12 protein-coding genes and 1 pseudogene are annotated in these 14500 nt (G+C 64.8%); 5 read left to right on the top strand and 8 right to left on the bottom strand.

Translation table 11 applies throughout. The annotated features are described in order from the left end of the window. Positions 1 to 112: 112 nt before the first annotated feature. Positions 113 to 1942, bottom strand: coding sequence for an aminopeptidase P family protein (locus IVA87_RS25005; protein ID WP_247335512.1), 1830 nt, complete (start codon positions 1940 to 1942; stop codon positions 113 to 115). 187 nt (positions 1943 to 2129) lie between these two features. On the opposite strand from IVA87_RS25005, the gene IVA87_RS25000 reads away from it, so the two are divergent. Then, complete coding sequence (locus IVA87_RS25000; RefSeq protein ID WP_247306711.1) at positions 2130 to 2309, top strand: hypothetical protein; 180 nt, start codon at positions 2130 to 2132, stop codon at positions 2307 to 2309. A gap of 66 nt (positions 2310 to 2375) precedes the next feature. Here the strand turns inward: IVA87_RS25000 and IVA87_RS24995 are convergent, their stop codons facing one another. Further along, complete coding sequence (locus IVA87_RS24995; protein ID WP_247335509.1) at positions 2376 to 3263, bottom strand: 50S ribosomal protein L11 methyltransferase; 888 nt, start codon at positions 3261 to 3263, stop codon at positions 2376 to 2378. 155 nt (positions 3264 to 3418) lie between these two features. On the opposite strand from IVA87_RS24995, the gene IVA87_RS24990 reads away from it, so the two are divergent. Next, the gene (locus tag IVA87_RS24990) at positions 3419 to 3583 is read left to right on the top strand and encodes a Flp family type IVb pilin (RefSeq protein WP_247278481.1); all 165 of its coding nucleotides are present in this window, start codon (positions 3419 to 3421) and stop codon (positions 3581 to 3583) included. Positions 3584 to 3874: 291 nt separating this feature from the next. Here IVA87_RS24990 and IVA87_RS24985 read toward each other — a convergent pair whose 3' ends face one another. Next, a complete protein-coding gene (locus tag IVA87_RS24985) occupies positions 3875 to 5485 on the bottom strand; it encodes an NAD(P)/FAD-dependent oxidoreductase (RefSeq protein WP_247335507.1) in 1611 nt (536 codons plus the stop codon). Between the two features lie 267 nt (positions 5486 to 5752). Here IVA87_RS24985 and IVA87_RS24980 point away from each other — a divergent pair, with 267 nt between their 5' ends. Then, positions 5753 to 8032, top strand: a complete 2280-nt coding sequence (locus IVA87_RS24980) for a fused MFS/spermidine synthase (RefSeq protein ID WP_247335505.1) — start codon at positions 5753 to 5755, stop codon at positions 8030 to 8032. A 134-nt stretch (positions 8033 to 8166) separates the two neighbouring features. Here IVA87_RS24980 and IVA87_RS24975 read toward each other — a convergent pair whose 3' ends face one another. From IVA87_RS24975 to IVA87_RS24960, 4 genes are all read right to left on the bottom strand, one after another. Continuing rightward, entirely contained in the window at positions 8167 to 9090 is a 924-nt protein-coding gene (locus tag IVA87_RS24975; RefSeq protein WP_247335502.1) for a glycerophosphodiester phosphodiesterase, read from the bottom strand. A gap of 92 nt (positions 9091 to 9182) precedes the next feature. Further along, positions 9183 to 9965 carry a L,D-transpeptidase gene (locus IVA87_RS24970; RefSeq protein ID WP_247335500.1) on the bottom strand — a complete coding sequence of 261 codons (783 nt, stop codon included), beginning with the start codon at positions 9963 to 9965 and terminating at the stop codon, positions 9183 to 9185. 339 nt (positions 9966 to 10304) lie between these two features. Then, complete coding sequence (locus tag IVA87_RS24965; RefSeq protein ID WP_247278486.1) at positions 10305 to 11066, bottom strand: ABC transporter permease; 762 nt, start codon at positions 11064 to 11066, stop codon at positions 10305 to 10307. After that, positions 11063 to 11986, bottom strand: coding sequence for an ABC transporter ATP-binding protein (locus tag IVA87_RS24960; RefSeq protein WP_247335499.1), 924 nt, complete (start codon positions 11984 to 11986; stop codon positions 11063 to 11065). The genes IVA87_RS24965 and IVA87_RS24960 overlap by 4 nt, the downstream gene beginning before the upstream one ends. A 288-nt stretch (positions 11987 to 12274) precedes the next feature. On the opposite strand from IVA87_RS24960, the gene IVA87_RS24955 reads away from it, so the two are divergent. Then, positions 12275 to 12994 carry a hypothetical protein gene (locus IVA87_RS24955; protein WP_247335498.1) on the top strand — a complete coding sequence of 240 codons (720 nt, stop codon included), beginning with the start codon at positions 12275 to 12277 and terminating at the stop codon, positions 12992 to 12994. Here IVA87_RS24955 and IVA87_RS24950 read toward each other — a convergent pair. Then, positions 12991 to 13293 (bottom strand): annotated as a pseudogene (locus IVA87_RS24950) (cytochrome P450); the annotation flags it as partial. The gene IVA87_RS24955 and the pseudogene IVA87_RS24950 overlap by 4 nt on opposite strands. A 240-nt stretch (positions 13294 to 13533) precedes the next feature. On the opposite strand from IVA87_RS24950, the gene IVA87_RS24945 reads away from it, so the two are divergent. Continuing rightward, positions 13534 to 14475 carry a LysM peptidoglycan-binding domain-containing protein gene (locus tag IVA87_RS24945; protein ID WP_247306693.1) on the top strand — a complete coding sequence of 314 codons (942 nt, stop codon included), beginning with the start codon at positions 13534 to 13536 and terminating at the stop codon, positions 14473 to 14475. Positions 14476 to 14500 lie beyond the last annotated feature (25 nt).

The following is a 14500-nucleotide window of genomic DNA, read 5'->3' as shown; positions in this document are numbered from 1 at the left end:
AGGCAGTCGTGCTATGCGGAGAAGCCGCGGCGTACTGGATGCCCCGCCTTCGCGGGGCATGACAGCTCGGTGGGGCGAGGAGAGTTGCGTAGCGCGTGCGGCGCCATGCGCATTACGCCATCAACTCCGCCGTCGCCTGATCGAGCCAGGCCTGCGTCGCTTCGTCCAGGGCCGGCCGCACCTCGGCCCGGACGCGGCCGTGGTAGGCATTGAGCCAGTCGAGCTCGTCTTTGGCCAGCATCGCCACATCGATCAGCCGGCGGTCGATCGGCGCCAGCGTCAGCGTCTCGAATGCATTCATCGGCTTCTCGGCACCCTTGATGTCGGCGGCGACCACCAGTTCGAGGTTCTCGATGCGGATGCCGAAACCGCCGGTCTTGTAGTAGCCCGGCTCGTTGGACAGGATCATGCCGCGCTTCAGCGGCGTGGTGCCGAGCTTCGAGATCCGCGCCGGCCCCTCGTGCACCGAGAGATAGCTGCCGACGCCGTGGCCGGTGCCATGCTCGAAATCGACGCCGGCGGCCCAGAGATATTGCCGCGCGAGGGTATCGAGCTGCGCGCCCGTGGTGCCGTCGGGAAAGACCGCGCGCGCAATCGCGATATGGCCGCGCAGGACGCGGGTGAAGCGGTCGCGCATCTCCGCCGTCGGTTCGCCCACGGCCATCGTGCGGGTGACGTCGGTGGTGCCGTCTTCATACTGCGCGCCGGAATCGATCAGCAGCAGGTCGCCGGGGGTGATCCGGCGGTTGCTCTTGCGGGTGACGCGGTAGTGCACGATGGCGCCGTTCGGGCCAGTGCCCGAGATGGTCGGGAACGAGACGTCCTTCAGCGCACCGGTGTCGCGGCGGAATGTCTCCAGCGCCTCGACCGCGTCGATCTCGGTGAGCTTGCCGCTCGGTGCCTCGCGATCGATCCACGCGAGGAAGCGCGCCAGCGCCACGGCGTCGCGCACATGTGCCGTCTTCGTGCCCTTGATCTCGGTTGCGTTCTTCACCGCCTTGAGCAGCGCGACCGGGTCGCTGCCGCGCACCGGCTTGCCGCCGGCGCCTGCAATCAGCCGGCTGAGCGCGTCGGCTGCGGTGGCATTGTCGAGCGCGATTGCGGCGCCGCTCTTGGCCAGCGCCATCAGCGTCGGCGCCATCGCATCGGGCTCACGGACGTCGGCGGACTGTTCGAGATGGTCGCGCGTGCTGTTGGAGAGCTTGCGCTGGTCGATGAAGATCGTTGGCCGTCCGTCCTTCGGCACCAGCGCGTAGGACAGCGGCAGCGGCGTATGCGCAACGTCGGCGCCACGGATGTTGAAGGTCCAGGCCACGGCATGGCTGTCCGACACCACCAGCGCGTCGACGCCGAGCTTGTCGATCTCGGCTCTGATCTGGGTCAGCTTGTCGGCTTCAGTGAGACCGGCATGTTGCATTCCGTGCACGGTCACCGGCGCGAGGGGAGGTTGCGGTCGGTCCTGCCAGATCGCGTCGACGGGATTGTTGTCGACCGCAACCAGCTCGGCGCCGGCCTTGGCGCAGGCAGCGGACAGGCGCTCGGCTGCTGAAGAAGTGTGCAGCCATGGATCAAATCCGAGGCGCTCGCCGGGCTTCAAGTGCGCCGACACCCAGCTCTCCGGCGGCGGATCGATCAGCGATTCCACCGCCCAAGCCCTGGCGTCGACCTGCTTGGCGGCCTGGAGCGTATAGCGGCCGTCGACGAAAATCGCGGCCTCCTGGGTCAGCACCACCGCCAATCCAGCCGATCCAGTGAAGCCGGTCAGCCAGGCGAGCCGCTCTTCCGACGGCGGCACATATTCATTCTGCTGCTGGTCGGCGCGTGGGATGACGAACCCTGTCAGCTTGCGGCGGGCGAGTTCTTCGCGGAGCGCAGCGAGGCGCGCCGCCAATGCGACGCCGGCCTCGGGCTCCTCGAATGTTTGGAAGTGCGCTTCGAACATGGTGGATCACTTTAGGATGATGGGGATCAGTCCGCAATCTAGACGCATTTGCGTCGCATCTGGCATGGACTGTGCTTGAAATGGTTCCATTCGAATTGAGTGGAGTAAAGGGTGCGGCAGTTGCGCTTCGTCCGGATAACAGGGAAATTCGAGCAGGTGGTTCATCTCAACGGCGAGGGGACACACGATGCCATCATTCACGTTTGAGAAGATTTCGCCGCCGGTGCGCCGCGCGCCGGCTGCGGCGACACCGAAGAAGCCGCGCGGCCTCATCAGCCAGATGATCGATCGTTTCGCCGAACGCCGCGCGAGGCGGGCGTTGCAGGACGAGCGCGCGACGCGCCAGGACGAGAAGCCGGGGGAGTAGTGGGCGTTCGCGAATGAGGTTGGTGGACACGCTGCGTTTGGCCCAACCTAGGGCAGCTTCGACCAGTCACCCCATCTTCCGCAGCAATAGACTGCTCCATCCCTCGATCCGCAGGTGCCGCAGCGGCACGAGGCCGCGCGCGCGGTAGGCGGCGATCACGGCGGTGGCCTGATGCGTCAACAGGCCGGAAAGGATGACGCAGGCGCCGGCTGCGAGATGCCGCGCCATCGGACCCGCCAATTGCCGCAATGGATTGGCAAGGATGTTGGCGAGCACCAGGTCGAACGGACCCCATTTGCCGAAATCTGCCGCGGCGAAGCCGGTGGCGCGGATCACCCGGACATGGTTGCTAACTTCATTCAGCGCGGCATTCTCAGCCGCCACCCGCACCGAGGGTGGATCGATGTCGGAGGCAAGCACTGCGCGGTGCAACGCCTTCGCGGCTGCGATCGCCAGCACGCCGGTCCCGGTACCGAGGTCGAGCAAGTTGCGCGGCCGGGAACTCTTCAGGACATGGTCAAGCAGCAGTAAACATCCGCGCGTTGTGCCGTGGTGACCGGTGCCGAAGGCGAGCGCCGCCTCGATCTCGATGGCGAGCTTGTTCGCCGCCAAGCGGTCGCGGTCATGGCTGCCGTGCACGATGAAACGGCCGGCCGGGACGGGGACGAGGTCTTCCAGGCTCGCTTTGACCCAGTCCTTGGCTTCGACGATATCGAAGGCGAGCGTCTGTGCGATCTCATTTCCTGCTGAAGTTGCAACGAGTTCGCGCAGCCATGCTTGGTCCGGCGCGGCGGCAAAATGCAGGGTGACGTCCCATTGGCCGTCGGGCCGCTCGAAAGCAGCGACCGCCGCATCCGCCTCGAAAAACACCTCGGTGAGCAGGTCGACGACACGCCTGGCCGCGGCCTCGCTGCCGATCGAGAAGCTGGCGCGATGGGTAGGGGAGGGCTGCATCCTAAGGCTCCGTCGGGTTCAATTTTTGCAGTTTTTAGTCCCAATTTTCAGCACAAGTTGCAGCTCTCAGATTAACCGGGCCGTAGGTCGTATGCCGTAAATTTCCGGATGTTTGGCGGCGCCAACACAGCTTGAAATGGAAACGGAGGCAAATCTTGAAGCGCATGGTTCAGAAGTTCTGGTCGGACGAGTCCGGTGCAACTGCGATCGAATACGGCTTGATCGCAGCCGGTATTGCCCTCGCGATCATCACCGTGGTGAACAGCCTGGGCACCAGCCTGAACGAGAAATTCGGTTCGATTAGCACCTCTTTGAAGTAATTTCCGCCTCCCATTTCCCGGCGGGGGCTACTTTTCTTCATAGGCTGTTTTTGACCCAGCGCCCGCGAGGGGGATTGCCCCCTGGCGGGCGAGGTCGTTTTGCGACATGTGCTATCGAGCGGTCTCCACAGGTTATCCGCACCTTATACGACGCCTATCCACGAACTTTTTCCCGCAATGGCCCCTTAGTTCTCCACTGTCTTTCCCCAGGCCTGTCCCGCCCGCCCGTCCCCAGGCATCCTCTTCCTGAACCACAGACCTCGACAGGCGATCCACAGCTCGTCCACAGACCTATCCACGGCTTCCGAACAGCGAGCGGTGATCCCTCAAGATCACCTGTGCGGCGTTGTGGCCTGGAGCGCCGGTGACACCGCCGCCAGGATGGGCGCCGGAGCCGCAATGGTAGAGGCCTTTCAGCGGGCCGCGATAGTCGGCATGGCCCAGCATCGGCCGCGCCGAGAACAGCTGGTTCAGTGTCAGCGCGCCGTGGAAGATGTCTCCACCCAAGAGGCCGAACTGCCGCTCAAGATCGAGCGGCGAGAGGATTTGGCGGCCGAGCACGCTCGCCGCAAAGCCCGGGGCATATTTGTCCACCGTCGCGATCATGAGATCGGCGACCTCGTCACGATGGTCGTCCCAGGACTTTCCACCAGGAAGCTCCGGCGCGACATGCTGGCAGAATAAGCTCGCAACATGTTTGCCTTCGGGCGCCAGCGTGTCGTCCAGCGTCGAGGGGATCAGCATTTCGACGACGGGCTCTCGGCTCCAGCCCTGCGCGCGCGCATCGTGATACGCGCGGTCCATGTAGCCGAGGCTCGGTGCCAGGATGATGCCCGAGGTGAGATGATCGCCCCGACCGGGGAGCGCCGTGAACGAGGGCAGGCGGTCCAGCGCCACGTTCATGCGGAAGGTGCCGGAGCCGTTCTTCCAGTGCCCGATGCGGGCGAGGAAGTCTTGGGGCAGGGCGTCGGCCGCAACCAGCCGCGTATAGAGCAGTTTGGGGTTGACGTTGGCTGCGACATATTTGGCGCGGATGGCGGCGCCGTTCTCCAGCACCACGCCGACCGCGCGGTCGCGCTCGACGATGATCTCGCGCACGCCCGCGTCGGTATCGATCGCGACGCCCCGATCGCGCGCAGTGCGCGCCATCGCCTGCGTGATCGCGCCCATGCCGCCGATGGCGTGGCCCCAGACGCCCTTCTTGCCGTTCACCTCGCCGAAGGCGTGATGCAGCATCACATAGGCCGAACCCGCCGCGTAGGGACTGGCATAATTGCCGACGATAGCATCGAAGCCGAACAGCGCCTTGACAAGATCATGCTCGAAACGCTCGTCCAGCATCTCGCCGGCGGAGCGGGTGAAGAGGTCGAGCAGGCTGCGGCTCTGCTCCAGCGTCAGCCCGCGCAGAATGTTGGCCGTCTTTAACGCATTCACGGCCTCGCGGATCGCGCTCGTGCCAAAGCCGTCAAGCAGGTTCGGCGGCGCGCGCAGCACGAACTGCCTGAGCACGTCGGCAATCTCTTCCAGCTCACGCGTGAAACCGTCGAGCGCATCGGCGTCATACGCGTTCAGCCGCGCGACGGAATCCTTCGTCCGCCCCTCGCCGGTGAGGAGATAGCTGCCGTCGGGCGCGGGCAGAAAATTCTGCGCGCGCCGTTCGACGATGCGCAGGCCTTGTTCCGCAAGATTCAAGTCGCGGATCACCTGCGGATTGAGCAGGCTCACGGTGTAGGCGGCGACCGAATTTCGGAATCCGGGGTGAAATTCCTCTGTCACCGCCGCTCCGCCGATCACCTTGCGGCGCTCGACCACGCGCACGCGCAGACCTGCCGCCGCGAGGTAGGCTGCGCAGGTGAGGCCGTTATGGCCAGCGCCGATGATGATGACGTCGGTCTCTGTCATGAAGGGTTCAAGTCCAATCCGCCGTCATCCCGGGCGCGCGGAGCGCGGCCCGGAATCTCCAGGTTCCAGGTTCGATGCTTCGCATCGCCCCGGGACGACATCTGTATATCAAGCATTCCCCGCTGCAACATCGGGAGCGCCTTTATTGCCCGTTCAGGCGCCTTGTGCTCCATTGCGCCCATCCGGCGCCCGCCGGGGGCATCGTCCGACGCGTGCTCTCGCGCGAACGGGTGCCCACTTCGCTGGAAAACGCTTGCCGGAGCTTCCATGGATTCGATCGTGCAACCCGCCGCCACGGAGCAGTCGTCCTCATCGCGCAACCGGCTGTTGCTGACGGTCTACACCGCCGCGATCTTCGTCAGCGCGCTCTTGCTGTTCTCGGTGCAGCCGCTGTTCACCAAGATGGTGCTGCCGCGGCTCGGCGGCTCGCCGGCGGTGTGGTCGGTCGCGATGGTGTTCTTCCAGTCGCTGCTGCTGGCGGGTTACGCCTATGCGCATCTGTTGATGCAGGTCAAAAGCCGCATCGTTCCGGTCGCAGTGCATCTGGTGCTGCTGATCGCGGCCTTGGCGACCCTGCCGCTCGGCATCGCCTCCGCCTATGGCGAGCCGCCCGCTTCGGGCTATGCGGTCTGGCTGCTCGGCCTGTTCGTGGTCTCGATCGGCCTGCCGTTCTTCGCGCTCGCCGCCAACAATCCGCTGTTGCAAGCCTGGTTCGTCCGCACCGGCCATCCCGCCGGGCACGATCCCTATTTCCTCTATGCCTCCTCCAACATCGGCAGCTTCCTCGCGCTTTTGTCCTATCCGTTCCTGCTGGAGCCCATGTTCACGCTGCACACGCAGAACCGGTTGTGGACCGCCGGCTATGGCTTCCTGATCCTGCTGATCGCCGCCTGCGGCGTGCTGCTGTTGCGCTCGCCGCAGCTGACGGTGGTCGATGCGCGAGCGGAGGAGGTGAATGCGCCGGCGCCTTCTCTGGTGACGCGGCTGCGCTGGATATTCCTGGCCGCGGTACCGTCGGGTCTGCTCATCGCGGTGACCGCGCACATCTCCACCGATGTCGCCGCGGCACCGCTTCTGTGGGTGCTGCCGCTGTCCCTGTATCTGCTCACCTGGGTCGTCGTGTTCCAGTCGCGTCCGCTGCTGCCGCACAAATGGATGCTGATGCTCCAGCCGGTCGCGATCGCGGGCGTGGTTGTCCTGCTGGCTTTCGGCGGGGAGCAGAATCTGCTGCTCACGCTCGGCGGTCATCAATTGTGCTTCTTCCTCATCGCCATGGCCTGCCACGGCGAACTGGCGCGGACGCGGCCGGCAGCCAAATATCTCACCGGCTTCTATGTCGCGCTGTCGTTCGGCGGCATGGTCGGCGGCCTGTTCGCAGGGCTCGTCGCGCCGTTCACCTTCTCGTGGGTCGCCGAATACCCGATCCTGATTGCGCTCGCCGCGCTGTGCCGGCCGCCGGCGAACGAGCGGCTGGCGGGCATCGTCAAATGGTACTGGCTGGCGCTCGCCGCGCTCGCGGTGGCGCTCGTCGCGCCGTCCACTACGACGGGCGACCTCTCGACCTGGTTCGAGGATCATCGCGTCTGGATCGCCGGCGCCGTCGGCGTGCTGGCAGCTCTTCTGGCGCTGACGCTCAATGCCGGCCGCTGGAAGATCTTTGCGACCGTCGCCCTCGCGTTGGCGTTGATCCGGGTCTATCCCGCAGACGAGGGACGCGTCACGACCGTGCGCAGCTTCTTCGGCGTGCACAAGATCGTGGTGACGCCCGGCGGTTACTTCCACGTGCTGATGCACGGCACCACGATCCACGGCGCGGAGCGCTTCCGCAACGATGATGGCACGCCGGTCGTCGGCCGGCCCGAGCCGATCACCTACTATCACAAGGACGGCGGCATCGGTCAGGCCGTCAGCGCGATCCGCGAGCGCAAGGGCGCGCCACTGAAGGTTGCTGCGATCGGTGTCGGCTCCGGCACGCTTGCCTGTGCTGCTGAACCCGGCGAGACTTGGAAGTTCTTCGAGATCGACCAATCCATGGTCGACGCAGCGCGCGACCCCAGGAATTTCCGCTACATCTCGAGCTGTCTGCCGGATCTGAAGCCTGTGATCGGCGATGCGCGGCTCACCTTCGCAAAGGAGCCCGACGGCGCCTACGACCTCATCATCGTCGATGCCTATTCGTCCGATGCGATCCCGATTCACCTTGCGACCAAGGAGGCGATGAAGATCTACAAGGACAAGCTCGCCCCGCATGGCGCCGTGGTGATGCACGTCTCCAACCGGCATCTCGATCTCGAGACCGTCGTGGTCGGCATTGCCGATGCCAACGATCTCACGAGCTGGGTCTTCAACGAGGATTCCGGGCGCGATTCCGATTACATCTTCTCGACCGACGTCGTCATCTCCGCGCGAGAGGAGGCGGACATCGGCAGGCTGGCTTCCTCGAAGTCATGGGAGCAGACCGAAGCTGACGACAGGATGCGGGTCTGGACCGACGACTATTCCAATATTCTGGGTGCACTGTATCGGCGCTTGCGGGACGGGGAGTAGGGCGGCCGAAGGTATGGCGCGCAGATCCCCAAGAGGTCGTCATGCCCGGGCTTGTCCCGGGCATCCGCGTTCTTCGGACGACGACGGAACGCGTGAATGGCCGGGACAAGCCCGGGCATGAAGACAGATAAACCTTACGGCGCCACCGGCGTCCCCGCCGGCAACGCAATTCCTTTCTCGCCGGCGATCTGCCGCAACAGGTCCGGCCTGTCGGAGATGATGCCATCGACGCCGAGGTCGATCATCCGCGCCATGTCGTCGGGCTTGTTGACCGTCCACACCACGACGCGCAATCCAAGTCCGCGGGCCTCCGAGATGAGCGCCCCGGTCACATCGCCGAAATAAGGCGACCAGACCGCGCCACCCGCGGCCTTGATCGTCCGCGGCAGCGAGCCGCCGTGATCGGCAGGACTGAAGCCCGCGGTCCAGTTGGTGGCTTTGTCGAGCGCCACCGTCTGGCCTGACCCGCGCTGGAGCGTGAGGTACACGGTTGGTATTTTCGGTGCTTGCTGCTGCACGAGCTGCAACGTTCTCCAGTCGAACGACTGGATCATGACACGCTCGGAAAACTGTTCGGCCTCGATCAGGCTGAGCAGCCTGGTGACGAAAGCCTGCGGGTCGAGCGTTTCGTCCGGATGGTTCGGATCGATCTTGGTTTCGATGTTGAAGCGCACGCGCATGTTGCCGGACTTGCGCACCAGCGCGAACAGCTCGCTCAAGGTAGGAATGCGTGTCCCTGGTATGGCCCGCTGATCGGGAAATTGCTTCGCGTACGCACTGTCCGGCCGGATCCGGCCCACGTCGTAGGTCCTGACCTCGTCGAGCCGCAGTTTCACGAACGGGATGCCGGGCGGAGTGATGTAGGCCCCGTCGGGGCCGCGCGTGAGATCCGGATTGAGCCCGCGTTCATGCGAGACGACGACTTCGCCGTCGGCAGTCACGCCGACATCGAGCTCGAGCGTGTCTACGCCCATCGACAGCGCGTTGGCGAAGGCCGGCAGGGTATTTTCCGGCAGCAGCGCCCGCCCGCCGCGATGCGCCTCGAGGTCGAATCCCATGGCCGGTCCCGCTAGCAAAGCCCAGAGCACAGGCAGAATGGTCGTGGCACGTGACGGCATGGTGCCTCGGTCGGGGAGGGAACGCGATAGCGTCAGTTCTGATAGTAATAGCCGCGCGGCTGATAAACTTGCCGGGGCTGCTGCTGATAATAGTAGCCCTGCTGGCCATAGCCCTGGTCGTAGGTTGGCTGCGGCAGTTGCTGATAAGCCTGCGTGCCATAGGGGCGCGTGATCGGGCGCGGTGCCGGGTAGCGCGCGCCGGTATCGCTGCCGTCGGCGGGATAGATGTAATTGTCGTCCTGCGGCATGTAGCGGCGCGGGGCTTGCGCCGGCGGTGTGAGATTTACGGGATCGCCGGCCGCGCTGTATTGCTCTTCGGGTGGCTGCTGCGGAGCGCGCGCGACTGCGGTGTTGGTGCGGCCGCGCGGATTGCGCGCCAGCGCCACCTGCGCCGAGCCGGTCAACGTCACCGTGGTGTTGAGCACGCCCTGTTGCTGCACCAAGGCATAGAGCGTCGAGGCATTCTGACGCGACAGCCGCACGCAGCCATGCGAAGCCGGCGAGCCGAGCCGGCCGACCGAGTCGGTGCCGTGGATGGCGTGCCCCACCTTGGTGAAGAAGATCGCGTGCGGCATCGGCGCGTCGTCGAATTCCTTGGAATAGTGATCCTCTTCCATGCGGAAGGCGCGGAACGCGCCGTTCGGCGTCTCGCGCGAGGGGATGCCGGTCGACACCGGCCAGTGATAGCGCGCGACGCCGTCGACGGCGACGGTCATCTGCTGATTGTCCTTGTCGATGGTGATCTCGACCTTGGCGTGCGCGGCGCCCGCGCTCAAAAGCATCAGGGATGTGAAAGCAATCAAAAATGTACGCATCTGACTTCCGGCCTCCGGCCTGTTCACGCTAGGCGCCGCGGCTCTCCGTCCCCGGCGTGCATTATGCCTGTCATTCGGCGTTGGTTCCAGTGGCCTGCCTGCCCATCGTTAATGTCATGCGTGATGTAAGCAAGGCCACTTTGTGCCGCACGGGGCCGGCAGCGCTGACATTTTCGCGAGCCGGACGTGCATTCACAACGCCGGCAAAGGGGCGATTGGTAACTCACCCTCGTCATTCCGGGGCGCCACGCAGTGGCGAACCCGGTATCTATTCATCGACCAACTCTGCTGCACGATGGATTCCGGCTCGTGCTTCGCACGCCCGGAATGACGGCAGGCTCAATTCTTCAGCCGATACCCCGTGCGGAAAATCCACCAGATCACGATCAGGCAGGCCACCAGGAATGCCAGCGTCATGCCGACGCTGACGGACACGCTGACATCCGCGATCTCGTAGAAGCTCCAGCGGAAGCCCGAGATCAGATAGACGACCGGGTTGAGCAGCGCCACCGTGCGCCAGCCGGCCGGCAGCATGTCGATGGAGTAGAAGCTGCCGCCGAGGAAGGTCAGCGGCGTCACCACCAGCATCGGGATCATCTGCAGCTTCTCGAAGCCGTCGGCCCAGATGCCGATGATGAAACCGAACAGGCTGAACGTCACCGCCGTCAGCACCAGGAAGGCCAGCATCCAGACCGGATGGTGAATATGCAATGGAACGAACAGCCCGGCGGTGGCGAGGATGATCAGGCCGAGGATAATCGACTTGGTCGCGGCGGCGCCGACATAGCCGAGCACGATCTCGAAATAGGAGATTGGCGCCGACAGGATTTCATAGATCGTTCCGGTAAATTTCGGGAAGTAGATGCCAAATGAGGCATTCGCGATGCTCTGCGTCAGCACCGAGAGCATGATCAGACCCGGCACGATGAAGGTGCCGTAGCTGACGCCCTCGACCTGACTGATGCGCGAGCCGATCGCGGCGCCGAACACCACGAAATAGAGCGAGGTCGAGACCACCGGCGAGACGATGCTTTGCAGCAGCGTGCGCCAGGTGCGCGCCATTTCGAACAGGTAGATGGCGCGGATGGCGCGGTGATTCATGACGTCCTCACGAGATCGACGAAGATGTCCTCGAGCGACGATTGCGTCGTGTCGAGATCGTTGAAGCGGATGCCCGCGGTGCGGAGGTCGCTGAGCAGGCTGGTGATGCCGGTGCGATCACCCTTGGTGTCGTAGTCGTAGACCAGCGTCGCGCCGGAATCGCACAGGTCGAGCTTATAATGGCTGAGGCTCTGCGGCAGCGCGTCGAGCTTGCCCTGCAAATGCAGCGTCAGCCGCTTCTTGCCGAGCTTCTGCATCAAGGTCGTTTTGTCCTCGACCAGCACGATCTCGCCCTTGTTGATGACGCCGATGCGGTCGGCCATCTCCTCGGCTTCCTCGATGTAGTGCGTGGTGAGGATGATGGTGACGCCGGACTGCTGAAGGCCGCGCACGACCTCCCACATGCCCTTGCGCAGCTCGACGTCGACGCCGGCGGTGGGCTCGTCCAGGAACAGGATCTGCGGCTCGTGCGACAGTGCTTTGGCGATCATCACGCGGCGCTTCATGCCGCCGGAGAGCGTGATGATCTTGTTGTCCTTCTTGTCCCATAGCGAGAGATCCTTGAGGACCTTCTCGATGTGATCAGGATTCTTCGGCTTGCCGAACAGGCCGCGGGAGAAGCTCACGGTCGCCCACACGCTCTCGAAGGCATCGGTGTGCAGCTCCTGCGGCACGAGGCCGATCAGCGAGCGCGCCTTGCGGTAGGAGGTCTGGATGTTCTCGCCGCCGACGAGGACGTTGCCCTCGCTCGGATTGGCGATGCCGCAAATGATCGAGATCAGCGTGGTCTTGCCGGCGCCGTTGGGGCCGAGCAGCGCAAAGATCTCGCCGCGCTTGATGTCGAGATTGACGTTCTTGAGCGCCTTGAAGCCGGACCCATAGGTTTTCGACAGATTGGCGACGGAAATGATAGGGGACATGATGGCCGCAAGGCTGAGGGCAAAGGCTGGGGAGGGAGGCTGGAACCCGTCCCGGGAGGGCGGGCCAGCGGAGCCATGAGATAGGAACGCCGTTGCCGGGTCGCAATTGGTCAGAGAAAAATGGTCTCAAAACAGGCCCTTCGGTGGCAGGTTTCAGGCGAGTGTTGCGCGATGGTCACGGAGCGCGGCTAAGATTGTCGCTCACGCGGCTCTTTGTTGCGTCTGCGAGCAGGCCGTGGCTACGATTCCGACCAATCGCGAAGCGTATCGTCCCCAGGGAAAACATCGATGAGACCGAACGGCCGTCACACCGCCGGCGCCAGCCAGTTGTCCGCCCTCCGCATATGGGCGATGGGCCTGCTTCTGCTGTCAGCTGTTGCCATAAGCCCGACCGGCGCCAAGGCCGCGCCGAGCCAGGCAGCGGCAGCGACCACGCATGTCTACCTGCTTCGCGGCGTGCTCAACATCTTCTCGCTCGGGCTCGACACGATTGGCGCCCGGCTCCAGGCGCAGGGCATCCCGGTGACCGTCGCCAACTTCGTCTCGTGGTCCTCGCTCGCCGATGAAGCGGCGATCGCCTACAAGGCCGGCCGCCTCAAGACCATCATCCTGGTCGGCCATTCCTCGGGCGCGACCGCGCTGCCGGACATGATCGCCAAGCTGAACCAGCTCGGCGTTCCCGTGAAGCTTGCGATAGGCCTCGACTCCGTGTTCAAGACCAAGCTCTCGACCGGCGCCGAGCGCTACATCAACATCTATATCGGCGATGGTCCCGGCGAGCCGGTGCGGGCCGCGGCTGGCCTGCGGGGCAAGCTCGACAATGTCGATGTTCGCGGCACCGGTGTTGGCCACATCTCGATCGACAAGAACGAGGCGATCCAGCGCCGCGTCATCGCGGAAATCAACGCCGCGATCATGCGCTCGCGCGCCCCGGCTGTGCCGGTTGCGGAGTCCGGTGTGCCGCGGTCAGCGCGCTCGGCGGCGGCAACGGCTCCGGCCAGGAACTAGGCCGCCATCACCCGCACCGGCATGCTCGCAAGGCCGCGCAGCGAATTGTTGAGCCTGCGCCTCGGCTCTGCCGTGAGCTCGATGGTCTTCACGCGCCTTGCGAGCTCGCTTAAGATCAATTCGCCTTCCAGACGCGCGATCATCTGGCCGACGCAGGCGTGGATGCCGGCGCCGAAGCCGACATGGCCCGTCGCAACCCGCTCGACGTCGAAGCGGTCGGCTCTGTCCCAGCGTGCGGGATCGCGGTTGGTGGAAGCCATGAACAGCAGCACCTTGCGATGCGCCGGGATCACGCCGCCGCCGCAAGGCGGAGCAGCGCATGCTGCTCGACCTCTTGAACCGGATTCTGCCGCTTTAGCGTCTCGCGACGCCGGCCTGAGGCCGATCGTCGCAAAGCCTGTCATCTCCCGCGGATACGCGGCAGCTCGATAGAATTTGCGAGGGGGGCAGCCGGTTCCCGTGCCCCAAAATCCACCCAATCGGTGGTCACTAAGCCCGGCAGGGAGGCTGTTGCCTTCCGTGGTGGGACTGGTGGACTGATGATTCATTTGAGGCGACTAGTCGCGCTGGCCGCGGTTGCGCTGCTCGCCATGAGCAGCGGCATGGCCGCGGCCTCACCGGCCAAGTCCAAGGCCACCGCGGCCGTCCCCGCCGCGCCGCCGCCGCCCCCGTTCGAGCCATTGCCGCCGCCGAGGGTCTACCTGTTCCGCGGCGCCATGGGCCCGATCTTCTCGACCGGCATGGACCGGCTCGGCGAGAAACTGACCCAGGCCGGCTTCTCGGCCGATGTCTATGAATTCACCCTGTGCCGGCTGATCGGCAACCGTGTCATCGCCAGCTACAAGGAGAAGGCGGCACCGATCGTGCTGGTCGGCCATTCCATGGGCGGGCTGTGCTCGATCGTCATCTCCGAGATGGCGGCGAAGGAGAACGTCCCGATCAGCCTTGTCATCGCCATCGATCCCGCGCATGCGACCGGCGACGTCCCGCTCAATGTCGAACGCTTCATCAACATCTTCCTGTCCGACAGCGTGCTGGGCGGCGGCGACGTCGTGGCGGTGCCCGGTTTTCGCGGCCATTACGCGAGCTATGATCTGAAGGAAAACGCGCGCGTCTCGCACATCAACATCGAGAAGTCCGACGACATCCATCGCCAGATCGTCGAGATGGTGACGCAGTTGCCGCGCATCCCACCGCAGGCCCAGGCTGACGCCGTGCCGCTGCGCTATCTCGTGCCCGGCGATGCACTGGTCGAGTTGTGGGATAGCGGAGTTCGGCTGCCGATTCGTCGCGGCGACACCATGGAGAGCATCGCCGCTGCCAACCGCGTGCCGCTGTGGTCGCTCGCGCAGAGCAATTCATTGCCGGAGAACGCGCAGCTCGTCCCGGGCCAGACCATCATCGTTCCGCGCCACCTCACCCCTCCGGCGCCGGCCGCCGCGATGGCGACGCCGCCGGCGGCTCCCGCGGGGCGGAGGTAGAGCGCATCATCGCTGCGAAAGCAGC

It is taken from the genome of Bradyrhizobium sp. 147, assembly GCF_023073935.1.
In the GTDB taxonomy this organism is placed as follows: domain Bacteria; phylum Pseudomonadota; class Alphaproteobacteria; order Rhizobiales; family Xanthobacteraceae; genus Bradyrhizobium.
This window is presented reverse-complemented; position numbering and strand designations above follow the sequence as displayed.

Excerpts from the sequence above, each read along its gene's own strand:
- IVA87_RS24995 (WP_247335509.1), bottom strand. The coding sequence starts at position 3,263 with ATGCAGCCCTCCCCTACCCATCGCGCCAGCTTCTCGATCGGCAGCGAG.
- IVA87_RS24960 (WP_247335499.1), bottom strand. The coding sequence starts at position 11,986 with ATGTCCCCTATCATTTCCGTCGCCAATCTGTCGAAAACCTATGGGTCC.
- IVA87_RS25000 (WP_247306711.1), top strand. The coding sequence starts at position 2,130 with ATGCCATCATTCACGTTTGAGAAGATTTCGCCGCCGGTGCGCCGCGCG.
- IVA87_RS24970 (WP_247335500.1), bottom strand. The coding sequence starts at position 9,965 with ATGCGTACATTTTTGATTGCTTTCACATCCCTGATGCTTTTGAGCGCG.
- IVA87_RS25005 (WP_247335512.1), bottom strand. The coding sequence starts at position 1,942 with ATGTTCGAAGCGCACTTCCAAACATTCGAGGAGCCCGAGGCCGGCGTC.
- IVA87_RS24955 (WP_247335498.1), top strand. The coding sequence starts at position 12,275 with ATGAGACCGAACGGCCGTCACACCGCCGGCGCCAGCCAGTTGTCCGCC.
- IVA87_RS24975 (WP_247335502.1), bottom strand. The coding sequence starts at position 9,090 with ATGGGATTCGACCTCGAGGCGCATCGCGGCGGGCGGGCGCTGCTGCCG.
- IVA87_RS24980 (WP_247335505.1), top strand. The coding sequence starts at position 5,753 with ATGGATTCGATCGTGCAACCCGCCGCCACGGAGCAGTCGTCCTCATCG.
- IVA87_RS24965 (WP_247278486.1), bottom strand. The coding sequence starts at position 11,066 with ATGAATCACCGCGCCATCCGCGCCATCTACCTGTTCGAAATGGCGCGC.
- IVA87_RS24945 (WP_247306693.1), top strand. The coding sequence starts at position 13,534 with ATGATTCATTTGAGGCGACTAGTCGCGCTGGCCGCGGTTGCGCTGCTC.
- IVA87_RS24985 (WP_247335507.1), bottom strand. The coding sequence starts at position 5,485 with ATGACAGAGACCGACGTCATCATCATCGGCGCTGGCCATAACGGCCTC.